At 66.9% G+C, this 10,855-nt stretch carries 9 protein-coding genes; 8 read left to right on the forward strand and 1 reads right to left on the reverse strand.

Annotation, left to right across the window (positions count from 1 at the left end; translation table 11 throughout):
- On the reverse strand, positions 1-1,009 hold a 1,009-nt coding region (locus tag ACHWRX_RS07280), incomplete at its 3' end, for a Clp protease N-terminal domain-containing protein (RefSeq protein WP_394658689.1).
- 218 nt (positions 1,010-1,227) lie between these two features.
- Between ACHWRX_RS07280 and ACHWRX_RS07285 the strand changes: the two genes are divergently transcribed.
- The 8 genes from ACHWRX_RS07285 to ACHWRX_RS07320 all read left to right on the forward strand — a co-directional run bounded on the left by ACHWRX_RS07285 (position 1,228) and on the right by ACHWRX_RS07320 (position 10,560).
- Positions 1,228-1,980: an ATP-binding cassette domain-containing protein gene (locus ACHWRX_RS07285; RefSeq protein WP_394658690.1), complete on the forward strand. Its 753-nt coding sequence runs from the start codon at positions 1,228-1,230 to the stop codon at positions 1,978-1,980.
- Positions 1,981-2,066: 86 nt separating this feature from the next.
- Entirely contained in the window at positions 2,067-3,527 is a 1,461-nt protein-coding gene (locus ACHWRX_RS07290; protein ID WP_394658691.1) for a glycine betaine ABC transporter substrate-binding protein, read from the forward strand.
- Between the two features lie 140 nt (positions 3,528-3,667).
- Entirely contained in the window at positions 3,668-6,550 is a 2,883-nt protein-coding gene (locus ACHWRX_RS07295; RefSeq protein ID WP_394658692.1) for a M16 family metallopeptidase, read from the forward strand.
- A 2-nt stretch (positions 6,551-6,552) separates the two neighbouring features.
- Positions 6,553-6,852 (forward strand): hypothetical protein, encoded by a 300-nt coding sequence (locus ACHWRX_RS07300; RefSeq protein WP_288486781.1) that lies wholly within the window; start codon positions 6,553-6,555, stop codon positions 6,850-6,852.
- An 88-nt stretch (positions 6,853-6,940) separates the two neighbouring features.
- Positions 6,941-7,774 (forward strand): diaminopimelate epimerase, encoded by an 834-nt coding sequence (gene dapF / locus ACHWRX_RS07305; RefSeq protein ID WP_394658693.1) that lies wholly within the window; start codon positions 6,941-6,943, stop codon positions 7,772-7,774.
- Positions 7,775-7,785: 11 nt separating this feature from the next.
- Complete coding sequence (locus ACHWRX_RS07310; RefSeq protein ID WP_394658694.1) at positions 7,786-8,961, forward strand: MiaB/RimO family radical SAM methylthiotransferase; 1,176 nt, start codon at positions 7,786-7,788, stop codon at positions 8,959-8,961.
- Positions 8,958-9,908 (forward strand): signal recognition particle-docking protein FtsY, encoded by a 951-nt coding sequence (ftsY, locus tag ACHWRX_RS07315; RefSeq protein ID WP_394658695.1) that lies wholly within the window; start codon positions 8,958-8,960, stop codon positions 9,906-9,908. Before ACHWRX_RS07310 ends, ftsY begins: the two co-directional genes overlap by 4 nt.
- A gap of 1 nt (position 9,909) precedes the next feature.
- Entirely contained in the window at positions 9,910-10,560 is a 651-nt protein-coding gene (locus tag ACHWRX_RS07320; RefSeq protein ID WP_288417247.1) for an inner membrane-spanning protein YciB, read from the forward strand.
- Positions 10,561-10,855: the final 295 nt, after the last annotated feature.

Below are 10,855 nucleotides of genomic sequence, written 5' to 3' on the forward strand. Positions count from 1 at the left end.
GGAAGCGGCGCTGCAAGGCGGCATCCTTTTCGACGTACTTCTGGTATTCGTCGAGCGTGGTCGCGCCGATGCAGTGCAGTTCGCCGCGTGCGAGCGCGGGCTTGAGCAAGTTGCCCGCATCCATCGAACCTTCGGACGCGCCCGCGCCGATCAAGGTATGCATCTCATCAATGAACAGGATGATCTGCCCATCGGCGCCCTTCACCTCGTCGAGCACGGCCTTCAGCCGCTCCTCGAACTCGCCGCGGTATTTGGCGCCGGCGATCAGGCTGCCCATGTCGAGCGACATCAAAGTGCGATCGCGCAAGCTATCAGGCACGTCGCCGTTGGCGATGCGCAGGGCGAGGCCCTCGGCGATAGCGGTCTTGCCCACGCCGGGATCGCCGATGAGGACGGGATTGTTCTTGGTACGGCGCGCCAGGATCTGCACGGTGCGGCGGATTTCCTCGTCGCGGCCGATCACCGGATCAAGCTTGCCGTTGCGCGCCGCTTCGGTGAGATCGCGGGCGTATTTCTTCATCGCGTCGTAGGCGTTCTCCGCCCCGGCACTGTCGGCCGTGCGACCGCCGCGCAAGTCGGTGATCGCCTTTTCCAACGCGGGCGCGGTGAGATTGGCCGCGGCCAGCGCCTTGCCCGCCGCCGTGGTCGTAGCGAGGGTGAAGGCGAGCAACAGCCGCTCCACGGTAACGTAGGCATCGTTGGACTTGGCCGCCAATTGCTCCGCCTGATCGAGCACGCGCACGGCATCGTTATCCAGCCCCGGCGTGGTCTGGGCGCCCGAACCGCTGACGGCCGGAATCTTCTCCAGCGCGGCGTTGACGCCGTCCAGCGCGAACTTGGGATTGCCGCCAGCGCGCTGGATCAGGCCAGCGGCCATGCCCTCGCCATCGTCGAGCAAGGCCTTGAGGATATGCTCGGGCGTGATGCGCTGGTGGTTGAGCCGGATCGCGGTGGTCTGCGCGGCCTGTAGGGAACCCTTGGCGCGGTCAGTGAACTTTTCGAGATTCATGGTGGGACGTATCCTCCTGTCTCGAGCGATGTGGTGTGACTTATTGGCCACACAAGATGGGGCGGCGGAATTTTCGTTGGCAATACGGCATCCTCAATCCGCCGCCTACTGCTCCGTCGCCCCGGACTTGATCCGGAGCCCCAGGTCAGGCCCCGGAAGACCGAGGCTGGCGGGGGGCCGACGGGTTGGGCGATTGAACCGCCTCCCATCAGTTCGCGATGTACTCACGCCCTGGCTTTGCTACGCTGCCCGCGATGTACGAACTTGACGCGGTGCGCGTATCTTATGGCGGCGTGGACGCCTTGGCCCCTACCACTCTCAGCATCGCGCAGGGGAAAACGGTGGTGCTGCTCGGCCCTTCCGGCTCCGGCAAGTCGACATTGCTGCGATGCCTGATCGGCTTATCTCCCTATGACGGCACGCTGCGGTTCGACGGGGCTGAGGTCAAGGATTGGCGGCCGGTGCGGCGGCGTCTGGGCTATGTGATTCAGGAGGGCGGCCTGTTCCCGCACCTGACCGCGCGCGGCAACGTGACGCTGGCCGCGCGCGAATTCGGGTGGGACAAGGCGCGGATCGACGCGCGGGTGACGGAACTGGCCGAACTGGTGGCCCTGGACGCGGCGCAGCTCGATCGCTTCCCCGCCGGGCTGTCGGGCGGCCAGCGCCAGCGCGTGGCGATGATGCGGGCGCTGATGCTGGGCCCGGACGTGCTGCTGCTGGACGAGCCGCTCTCCGCGCTCGACCCAGTGACGCGGCTGCGGCTGGCAGGCGAACTGCGCGACATCTTCACGCGGCTGGGCATGACCGTGGTGATGGTGACGCATTCGCTGCGGGAGGCGCGGTTCTTCGGTGGCCGCGCCATCCTGATGCGCGATGGCCGGATCGTGCAGCAAGGCGATATCGCGGATTTGCAGACGCAGCCGGCGGACGATTTCGTGGCCGAGTTTCTGGCGGCGGAGGAGGCGTTGTGATGGCCGTGTCTTCGCCCCGCTGGCTCCCCCAAGCCTCGTCCTTCCAGCGCAGAACGGGCGACGGAAGGCGTGCGCGAGGCTGGCTGGTGCTGGCGGCTGTTATCCTCGCCCTGCTCATCCCCACGCTTGCGCAAGCCAAGCCCGTCACCGTCGGCTCGAAGAAATTCACCGAAAGCGTCATCCTTGCCGAAATGGCCCGCATCGCGCTGGAGCAGGCGGGCGTGCCCGCCACGCACCGCCGGGAACTGGGCGGCAGCCGCATCCTGTTCGATGCGGTGGCGGCGGGCGATATCGATCTCTACCCCGAATACACCGGCACCCTGCGCTTCGAGACGTTCGCCGATCGCAAGCTGAAGGAAGACGCCGCGCTCGCCCTCATCCTCGCCCAACGGGGCCTGGCTATGTCGAAGCCGCTGGGTTTCAGCGACGGTTACGCCCTGGCCATCCGGGCCGACACGGCGAAGCGCTATGGCGTGGCCACCCTGTCCGATCTGGCGCGTCACCCGCAGTTGAATGTCGCGGTATCCAACGAATTCGTCGACCGCGCCGATGGCTGGCGCGCGCTCTCCGCCGCTTACGGGTATGGCGCGATCAAAGTGCGCGGGATCGACCATGACCTGGCCTATCGCGCGCTGGCGGGCGGGCAGATCGACGTGACCGACGTCTACACCACCGATGCCGAGATCGCCGCCTACAATCTCGTCGTACTGAAGGACGATCGCGCGTTCTTTCCGCGTTACGACGGCGCCTTCCTCTACCGGCGAAGCCTGCCTGCCAAGGCCGTCGCCGCGCTTGATGCGCTGGCCGGTCGTCTTAACGAGGCGAAGATGCGCGAACTCAATCGCAAGGTCCGCATCGATGGCATGAGCGAAACCGATGTCGCGCGGGAGGCTCTGGGCCTGAAGGCTGACACCACCGCGCAGGACACGCTCTGGTCCCGCCTGCTGGCCCGCACGCGTGAGCATTTCGCGCTGGTGGCGGTGGCGCTGGGGTTGGCGCTGGTGATCGCCCTGCCGCTGGGCATCGCCGCCGCCCGTCTGCCGCGCCTGGGCACGCTGGTTCTGCCGCTGACCGGGGTGCTGCAGACGATCCCCAGCCTGGCGCTGTTCGTCATGCTGATCCCGCTGCTGGGCATCGGCGCGGCTCCCACGATCGCGGCGCTGTTCCTCTATTCGCTGCTGCCGATCGTGCGCAACACGCATGCCGGGCTGACCGGCATCTCGCCCACCTTGCTGGGCAGCGCCGAAGCGCTGGGCCTTTCCCGCAAGACGCGGCTGCTGCGGATCGAGCTGCCGCTGGCACTGCCGACGATCCTGGCGGGCGTGCGCACCGCCGCCGTGATCGCGGTAGGCCTGGCGACGCTGGGGGCGATCATCGGCGCGGGCGGCTATGGCCAGCCGATCCTCACCGGCATCCGCCTGGCCAACAACGGCCTGATCCTGGAGGGCGCGGTGCCCGCCGCCGTGTTCGCGCTGGTGATCGAAGGGGCGTTCCACCTGCTGGAGCGCGCGATCACGCCACGGGGATTGCTCAAATCCACCCAATAAGTCCCGTTCGTGTCGAGCGAAGTCGAGACACGACAACGCTTGGTCAGCCTGTCTCAACTTCGCTCGACACAAACGGAAGGACGCTGAGTAGTCCGCTTCCCCCCTAGCCCTCCCCCGCCAAGCTGCTACATCTTCGCCCCATGCGTCACTTCCAGACTGCGGCCCTGTCCGCTCTTGCCGCCGCCCTCGCCTTCAGCGCCAGCGCCCCCGCCGTTTCCAAGGGCACCGCCGCCCCGCCCGCCGCGCAGGCTCCGGTTTCCCCGGCCGAACTGGTCGGGAAGGTGGATATCCCGTTCGAGAAGTTCACGCTGGCCAACGGCCTCACCGTGATCGTCCACACCGATCGCAAGGCCCCGGTGGTCGGCGTCACCACTTACTATCGCATCGGCTCCAAGTACGAACCGCGCGGCAAGACCGGGTTCGCGCACCTTTACGAGCATCTGTTCTTCGGCGGATCGGCCAACGTTCCCAACTTCGATATCCCGCTGGAAGCAGCCGGCTCCACTCCCACCAACGGCTCCACCTGGTACGATCGGACCAACTACGTCGAGACGGTGCCCACCGGCGCGCTGGACCTGGCGTTGTTCATGGAAGCGGATCGGATGGGCCACATCCTGCCCGCCGTCACGCAGGACAAGCTCGATAAGCAGCGCGGCGTCGTCCAGAACGAGAAGCGGCAAGGCGATAACGAGCCTTATGGCCTGATGGACTATGCCATCGGCGAGGGTCTATTCCCCGTCGGCCACCCCTATCGCCACGCCACCATCGGCTCGATGGCGGATCTCGACGCGGCCACCGTGGGTGACGTGCGGCAGTGGTTCACCGATCACTACGGCCCCAACAACGTGGTCCTGGCACTCAGCGGCGACATCGATGCCAAGACCGCGCGACCGCTGGTGGAAAAGTGGTTCGGCAATATCCCGCGCGGTCCCGAAGTGCGCGCCGTGAATGCCACCCCCGTCACGCTTTCGGCGCCGCAGACCCGGCAGATGACCGATCGCGTGCCCGTGATCCGCCTCACCCGCAACTGGAGCGGCCCGGGCCTTAACGATCCGGACTCCGCCGCGCTTCGGGTCGGCATGTTCATCCTGGGCGGCCTTGCCAGCTCGCGGCTCGACAATGCGCTGGTGCGTGGGCAGGAGCTCGCCGTCTCGGTCACCGCCGGGGCCCAGCAGTTCGAGCAGGTGAGCTTCCTGCAAACGAGCATGGACATCAAGCCCGGCGTCGACCGCAAGGCCGCCGAGGCCGCGTTCGACAAGGTGACGGCGGACTTCGTCGCCCAGGGTCCCACCGCGGACGAAGTGCGACGTGCGGTGACGAGCACGCTCAGCGCCGAGATCGGAGGTCTGGAAGTGGTCGGCGGCATGTCGGGCAAGGGCGCGACTCTGGCCGAGGGCGAACTGTATTCGCGCGATCCGGCCAAATACAAGGAAGACCTGGCGCGCATGGCCGCGCTCACTCCGGCGGATGTCCGCAAGGCGCTGGCCAAGTGGCTCAACCGCCCGGCCTTCGCGCTGGATGTCGTCCCCGGAGAACGCACCGAATCCGGAGAGGGCATGGGCGGCTGGGGCGATGAGGCCGCCAAGACAGCGACGCCGGACCCGAAGACGGCACCGCCCCCCCTGCCCGCCGCGCCGAAGCTGACTGCGCCGCCCGTCACTCCCATCGCCGATCTGGTGTTTCCCACGGTGGAACACGCCACCTTGTCCAACGGCATCCCGGTCGCCCTGGCGCGGCGCACCGCCATCCCCAAGGTGTCGCTCTCGATCAGCTTCAACGCGGGCTATGCCGCCGATTCGCTGGACAAGCCGGGCACGCAGTTCCTGATGCTCTCCTCGCTGGAGGAAGGCACCACGACGCGCAACGCCACCGCCATCGCCGAGGAGCAGGAACGGCTGGGCGCGTCGATCGGCGCGGGCGGCACAGTCGATCGCAGCAGCATCGGGCTGACCGCGCTCACCGCCAACCTCGCCCCGTCGCTGACGCTGCTGGCGGACGTGGTGCGCAACCCCGCGTTCCGGGCAGAGGATGTCACTCGCGTGCGCAGCCAGGCGCTTGCCGGGTTGCAGCAGGTCGAAGCCTCGCCCCAGGCACTGGCGCAACGCACGCTGGATGGGCTGCTCTTCGGCAAGCACCCTTATGCGCTGCCGTCCGACGGCCTTGGCAATGCCACCTCGCTCGCCAGCCTGACTCCGGTGGACTTGCGCAATGCCCACGCCAAGTGGCTGCGCCCCGATCTGGCGCGCATCACCGTGGTGGGGGACATCACCATGGCGCAGCTGAAACCGCTGCTGGAAACCGCGTTCGGCCAGTGGGTGCCGCCGGCAAGCGCTGCCCCCGAGAAAGCCCTGGATGCCCCCGTCCCAACCGCCCAGGCGCGGATCGTCGTGCTGGATCGTCCCGCTTCGCCACAATCGTATATCGCCGTGGGCCGCGCCCTGCCGATCCAGGGTACGACGCAAGGCACCGAGGCGCTCAACCTCGCCAACGATGTGCTGGGCGGTGGCTTCCTCTCGCGCTTGAACGGCGATCTGCGCGAGGACAAGGGTTGGAGCTATGGCGTGTTCTCCGCCGTCACGCGCCCGGTCGGCCCGCGCACGCTGATGGTGGCGGCTCCGGTGCAGACCGATAAGACCGGCCCGTCCGTTCAGGCCATCCTGGCTGACATGAAGGCTTTCCCCGGCAAGGCCCCGGTCACCCCGGTAGAGTTGCAGCGCGTGACCGAGGGCGCGATCCGCGCGATGCCGAACCAGTTCCAGACCAACGGCAGCGTCCTCCAGGCGATCGAGACGAACGCGCGCCTGGACCGTCCGGACAACTACTATCAGACGCTTGCCAGCACCTATCGCGCCATCCCTTCGCCCACGATCGAGGAGGCGGCGCGCCAGTACTTGCAGCCTGATGGCATGACGATCGTTATCGTCGGAGATCGCAAGCAGATCGAGCCGCAGTTGAAGGCCGTCGGCCTGCCGGTCGAATATCGCGCCGCACCCGCCGTGGGCGCGGCCACCAAAGGAAACTGATCATGAGCGCCGCCGGAACCTGGGATATCCGCATCAAGACCCCTATCGGCGATCAGACCGCACGCCTGGAAATCGTGCCCGATCACGCGGGCGGCTTTACCGGCACCGTCAGCGGCGATCCCGGCTCGATGCCGATCTCGGGCGCGATCGCCGGGGACAACGTGCGGTGGAGCATGAAGACAACCAAGCCCATGCCGCTGGACCTCGATTGTGATGCCACGATCTCCGGCGATACCTTGAGCGGCGGCGTGAAGGCCGGGATGTTCGGCACCATGGCGCTCAGCGGCACGCGCGTCGGCTGACGCGCGCGACGATAACGCACTATACGGGGACCCATCGTTCGCCACGCACTTTACGGCGGCCTCGGCAAAGCCTAAATCGCCCGGCACTATGCGGATCGAGTTCACCAAGATGCACGGCCTGGGCAACGACTTCGTCGTGCTCGACGCGCGTGAGCGGGCGATACCCGAGATTGACGCGGAATCGGCGGCCGCCATCGCCGATCGCCATACCGGGATCGGATGCGACCAGCTCGTCGTGCTCGAACCGTCCAGCCAAGCCGATTTCCGCATGCGCATCTTCAACGCCGATGGCAGCGAGGTTGAGGCCTGCGGAAACGCCACCCGCGCGATTGGGCTGCTGCATGGCGAGGCCGCGCGGATCGAGACGCTGGGCGGCATAGTCTCTGCCCAGCCCTCGAAAGACGGCGTGGCGGTCGAGATGGGCAAGCCGCGCTTCGGCTGGAACGAGATTCCGCTGGCCTATGCGATGGATACCCATTCCCTGCCGGTCGGCTGGGAGGACCTGACGGACCCCATCGCGGTGAACGTCGGCAATCCGCATGTGATCTTCTTCGTGCCCGATACCGGCGGGGTGGACCTGGCGCGGCTCGGCCCGGACATCGAGCATGATCAATTGTTTCCAGAGCGGATCAACGTCAACGTCGCCACGATCACGTCGCGCGGCTCCATCCGCCTGCGGGTGTGGGAGCGTGGCGCCGGGCTGACCCGCGCTTGCGGCACCGGAGCCTGCGCCACCGCGATCGGCGCGATGCGGCGCGGGTTGGTCGATCGCAAGGTGATCGTAAAGCTGCCGGGCGGTCCACTCGCGATCGAGTGGCGCGAGGATGGCGAGATCATCATGACCGGCCCTGCCGCCGAAAGTTTTCGCGGTGAGTTCGATGCGACCGCCTATGGCCTGTTCGCCTTTGGCACCGCCGGTTGAGACGCAGCTGAGTGAGCCTTGAAGTCCACTCCCTAGGCTGTCGGCTGAACCTTGCGGAAAGCGAGCAGTTGCGCGCCTTGCTGGCCAGCGCGGACGATCTGGTCGTGGTGAATTCCTGCGCGGTCACGGCGGAGGCGGTGCGGCAAACGCGCCAGACCATCCGCCGCGCCCGCCGGGCCCGGCCCGATGCCCGGCTGCTCGTCACCGGTTGCGCGGCGGAAGTGGAACGCGATGTCCTGTCCGCGATGCCGGAGGTCGATGGGCTGATCGCCAACACCGCGAAGCTCGATCCGCGCGCCTGGAACGTGCCCGCGCCCGCCGCTCCTCTGCGCCCCATCGGCTATACGCGCGGCTTCGTGCAAGTGCAGAACGGGTGCGACCATGCCTGCACCTTCTGTGTGATCCCGCAAGGCCGAGGAGTCAGCCGTTCGCGCCCCGTGGCGGACGTTCTTGCCGAAGTGGCGCTGCATCTGGACGCCGGAGTGCGCGAGATCGTGCTGACCGGCGTAGATCTCACGTCCTGGGGCAGCGATCTGCCGGCCGCGCCACGCCTCGGCCAGCTATGCGAGGCGATCTTGGCGCGCTTTGCTGCCTTGCCCCGCCTGCGCCTGTCGTCGGTCGATGGTGCGGAAGTGGACGACATGCTGTTCGATCTGCTTGCCGCCGAAACGCGGATGATGCCGCACCTCCACTTGTCGCTGCAATCGGGCGATGACATGATCCTGAAGCGGATGAAGCGCCGCCACAGCCGCGCCGATGCGATCGCTTTGGTCGAGCGGCTGCGCGCGCGGCGGCCCGACCTTAGCATCGGTGCCGACCTGATCGCCGGTTTCCCGACCGAGACCGAGACGATGCATGGCCAGAGCCTTTCGATCATCCAGGCGCTGGATGTGGTGCATGGCCACGTCTTTGCCTATTCGCCGCGCCCCGCCACGCCCGCAGCGCGTATGTCGCAAGTGCCGGTCCCCACGATCAGAGCGCGCGCGGCAGAGCTGCGCCGCGCCGTCGCCCACCAACGCGCCGCGTGGCTCGGCCGCTTGATCGGAACGCCCCTGGCCGTGCTGGCCGAGCGCGGCGGAACCGGCCACTCCGCCCAGTTCGCGCCGGTCGTGCTCCCCGAACACACCGCGCCGGGCGCCTTGTTCAGCCTGACCCCGTCGCGGGTCGTGGAAGGAATGCTGCAATGAACACCCAAGTGCCGCCAAAAAACACGGCGGGCGATGGCTGGTCTGAGCGGTTGTTCGGCGGCTTTCGCAAGACCTCGGAGCGCTTGTCCGGCAACTTGTCCGGCATCGTCGGCAAGACCCGGCTGGACGACGAACAGCTCGATCATCTCGAAGACGCGCTGATCATGTCGGACCTCGGCCCTCGCGCTGCGGCCCGCATCCGTGCGCGCTTGGCGGACGAGCGGTTCGAACGCGATGCTGACGAGCGGGCGATCATGGAAGTGGTCGCGCGCGAAATCGCCGAAATCCTGCGCCCCGTGGCCAAGCCGCTGGACATCATCGCCTTCCCGCGCCCGCAAGTGATCCTGGTGATCGGCGTCAACGGATCGGGCAAGACCACCACGATCGCCAAGCTGGCACACTTGTTCCAGGAACAGGACTATTCGGTGATGCTGGCGGCGGGCGATACCTTCCGCGCCGCCGCGATCGGGCAGCTGGGTGTCTGGGCCGAACGCGTCGGCGTGCCGATCGTGCGCGGCCCTGAAGGCGGCGATCCGGCCAGCATCGTGTTCGACGCGGTGAAAGCCGCGACAGATCAGGGCATCGACGCCCTGATCGTCGACACCGCCGGGCGGCTGCAGAACAAGCGCGAGCTGATGGACGAGCTGGCGAAGATCCGGCGTGTTCTGGGTCGGCTCAATCCCGCCGCCCCGCATGACGTGGTGCTGGTGCTGGATGCCACCAACGGCCAGAACGCGTTGTCGCAGATAGAAGTCTTCAAGGAAGTGGCCGGCGTGTCCGGGTTGATCATGACCAAGCTGGACGGCACCGCGCGCGGCGGCGTCCTGGTGGCGGCGGCCGAGCAACACGGCCTGCCGATCCACGCGATCGGCGTGGGGGAGAGGATCGACGACTTGCGTCCCTTCGATCCGGACCTACTCGCCCGCGTGATCGCCGGGATCGCCTGACATGACCAACGCCGCCAAGCCGAAAGAGAAATCCTCCTGGGTCAACCTGCTGGTAGACTTCGGGCCGCTGCTCGTTTTCTTCCTGACCTATCGTCACTTCTCCCCCGCCGATGACGAGAATGGCGCGGGGATCGTGCTGGCCGTCACCAAGAGCACGATCGCCTTCATGTTCGCCACGCTGGTGGCGCTGGTCGTGTCGAAGTGGCGGCTGGGCCGCGTGTCGCCGATGGTATGGCTGTCATCGGCGCTGATCCTGGGCTTCGGCGCGCTGACCGTATTCTTCAACGATCCCTTCTGGATCCAGATCAAGCCCACCGCCGTATACGTGCTGTTCGCCGCCGTGCTGTTCGGCGGGCTGATCAAGGGCAAGGCGATGCTGCGCTACCTGTTGCAGTCCGCCTTCGAAGGACTGGACGACGCCGGATGGCTGAAGCTGTCGCGCAACTGGGCGATCTTCTTCGTGTTCCTTGCCGGATTGAACGAGGTGCTGCGCCATGTGCTGACCTTCGGCGGATGGCTGCAGGCCAAGCTGTGGCTGTTCACCGGGCTCTCGTTCCTCTTCACCTTCTCGCAGATACCGATGGTGATGCGCCACGGGATGGGCGAGGAGGCGAAGGAGGAATTCGTCGAGAATCCGCCGGTGGATCAATAGCTCCTTCACCTGGCACAACTGCGCCGTCATCCCGGGATCGACCCAGGCTCCCGCTTACTTCCGCTTGATCGCAGAAACAAAGTGAGCCCCCGGATCAACTCCGGGGCGACGAGCATCATCCCTTCCCGTATTTAGCATAGCGGCGCTTAGCGCAGCGCCGGCAGCAGTTCCGCTTCGACAAACCGGATGAAGCCTTCCTGGTCATCGCCCGGGCATGCCAGCACCAAGTGATCGAACCCTGCGTCCAGGTACTTGCGAATGGCCGCCAGATGCACTTGAGCGTCCGGTCCGGCGG

This window comes from uncultured Novosphingobium sp., assembly GCF_964277725.1.
In the GTDB taxonomy this organism is placed as follows: domain Bacteria; phylum Pseudomonadota; class Alphaproteobacteria; order Sphingomonadales; family Sphingomonadaceae; genus Novosphingobium; species Novosphingobium fluoreni.

Bases quoted from the DNA above. Each gene is read 5' to 3' on its own strand.
- ACHWRX_RS07320 (WP_288417247.1), top strand. From the start codon at position 9,910: ATGACCAACGCCGCCAAGCCGAAAGAGAAATCCTCCTGGGTCAACCTG.
- ACHWRX_RS07295 (WP_394658692.1), top strand. From the start codon at position 3,668: ATGCGTCACTTCCAGACTGCGGCCCTGTCCGCTCTTGCCGCCGCCCTC.
- ACHWRX_RS07300 (WP_288486781.1), top strand. From the start codon at position 6,553: ATGAGCGCCGCCGGAACCTGGGATATCCGCATCAAGACCCCTATCGGC.
- dapF (WP_394658693.1), top strand. From the start codon at position 6,941: ATGCGGATCGAGTTCACCAAGATGCACGGCCTGGGCAACGACTTCGTC.
- ftsY (WP_394658695.1), top strand. From the start codon at position 8,958: ATGAACACCCAAGTGCCGCCAAAAAACACGGCGGGCGATGGCTGGTCT.
- ACHWRX_RS07285 (WP_394658690.1), top strand. From the start codon at position 1,228: ATGTACTCACGCCCTGGCTTTGCTACGCTGCCCGCGATGTACGAACTT.